This window comes from Streptomyces sp. NPDC097619, from assembly GCF_040302735.1.
GTDB lineage: Bacteria > Actinomycetota > Actinomycetes > Streptomycetales > Streptomycetaceae > Streptomyces.
On the sequence record NZ_JBEOSD010000319.1, the window covers coordinates 1 to 1759 of the forward strand.

At 73.8% G+C, this 1759-nt stretch carries 2 protein-coding genes; both read right to left on the reverse strand.

Annotated features, from left to right (window positions below):
* Positions 1 to 83 precede the first annotated feature (83 nt).
* Entirely contained in the window at positions 84 to 611 is a 528-nt protein-coding gene (locus ABTZ17_RS36740) for a hypothetical protein (RefSeq protein ID WP_352200169.1), read from the reverse strand.
* A 202-nt stretch (positions 612 to 813) separates the two neighbouring features.
* A complete protein-coding gene (locus ABTZ17_RS36745) occupies positions 814 to 1578 on the reverse strand; it encodes a bestrophin-like domain (RefSeq protein ID WP_352200170.1) in 765 nt (254 codons plus the stop codon).
* Positions 1579 to 1759 lie beyond the last annotated feature (181 nt).

Consider the following 1759-nt stretch of genomic DNA (forward strand, 5'->3'; position numbering starts at 1 on the left):
GGAGGTGCGGCGGGTGTTCCGGCGGGCCGCGCTGGCCTCGGGGCCGGGGCGCGACGGCGGGGGAGCCGCCGCGCGCGACCGGGTCAGTGCCGGTGGGCGGCGGACCGGCGGCGCACCACGTAGGTGGTGCCCGCGACGGCCGCCAGGAACAGCACCGAACCGGCGGCGATCGTCATCGGCTCGGCCCCGGACACGCTGCCGCCGAGACCGCCGCGCACCCCGCGGGCCACCGCGGTGGAACTGGTGGTGGGCGTGGAGCCGGAGGCGATGGTCAGATCGGCCGAGCCGTTCTCGCCGTTGCAGGTGAAGGAGACGGAGTACTGCGCCCCGCGCCGGGCGTCGCGGTCCACCGTCACCCTGACCGGAGTGCCCCGTGGGATGCTGACGGTGTCGAAGACCCCCGAGGAGGCCGTGGAATAGGCCGCGTCGCAGCCGGTGACCGTCAGGGTGACCTGACCGCCCGGGGCGACCGTCGAGGGGGTGATGGCGAAGCCGAACGAGGTGATCGGCTGCTGGGGCCCGGCCGCGACGGCGGCCGGGGCGGCCGCCAGGAGCATCGCGGCGGCGCCGGTACTGAGCAGGGTGGCGGAGACGGTGCGTATCGCACGCATGGCGGAACCTCCGGGTCCCCGAGGAGCAAGCTGCGGAAACCTGTTCCACATGTGGGGGGTCAAGCACCTCGATGACCGCCACGCTAGGTGTGCGCACGCTGACACGCGATCAGGGTCAGGCGAACGGGGGAGGCGGCGGGTCCGTGTGGGGGAACGGGGCCGCCGCGGCGGCTCCCGCCCCCCGGCCGGGGGACCGGATCCCTCAGCCCAGGTGCGGGAACAGCCGCAGGAAGGGTTCGGCGCTCGCGGCGGAGATGCCCCGGCCGAACGGTGCGTCGAAGTCCCAGATCAGGAAGAGCAGGAAGGCGATCAGCGCGCTGAACAGGCCCGCCAGCAGCAGCTCCCGGAAGGAGCGCCTGATCTGGAGGGTGAAGATCAGCCCGACCGTCACCAGGGCGCCGGCGATGAGCCCGAACCAGACCACCCCCGGCATGGTGGCCCCGGCGCTCGCGGCGCGGGAGCTGCGCGCGTCGTCCACCACCGCCACCTGGTCCACCAGCGGCTGGTACGCCTGCCCCTCGTGGTCGGTCTTCGGCTCGTAGTCCGTGACGTCGCGCCGGATGGTGTCCAACAGCTTCTCTCCGCGCGGGGTGAGCTCCCCGTGGTCGCCCATCGACTTCCACTCGGGGCCGGTGACGTGGGAGACGTACGCGTTCACGTCGGCCCGGATCCGGTCGCGGACCGCGGGCGGGTAGACCTCGGCGCGGACGCTGACCTCGTGCAGGGCCTGGGCTTCCTGGCGCACGTACTCCTGGGCGGCTCCCCTGCCCTCCCAGACCCCCGCGATGGCCAGCCCCAGCACGATCGCGTAGATCACGCCGATCATCATCGTCATGTACTCGATGACGTCCGGGGTCTCCGAGGGGTCGTCGTCCTCCCCGATCCGGCGGTGGTTGAGCAGGGCGATCGAGAGCACCACGGCGCAGGCCGAGGCCATCGCGAGGGACAGGACGAGCCATTCGGACACGTCGGACTCCTGGAGGGTACGGGTCACGGGGACAGCAGGTACGGGGACGGGGGGTACGGGGGCAGCGGGTACGGGAGGGGCGGTGGTCACGTGAACGGCGCGGGGCTCGCACGGGGTGGACCGGACGGGGCGCGCCCGTCGGCCCCGGCCGGGTTCACGGGCCCGGCCGGGGCCGACGGGC

Coding starts and splice junctions, on each gene's coding strand:
- ABTZ17_RS36740 (WP_352200169.1), bottom strand. CDS start 611: ATGCGTGCGATACGCACCGTCTCCGCCACCCTGCTCAGTACCGGCGCC.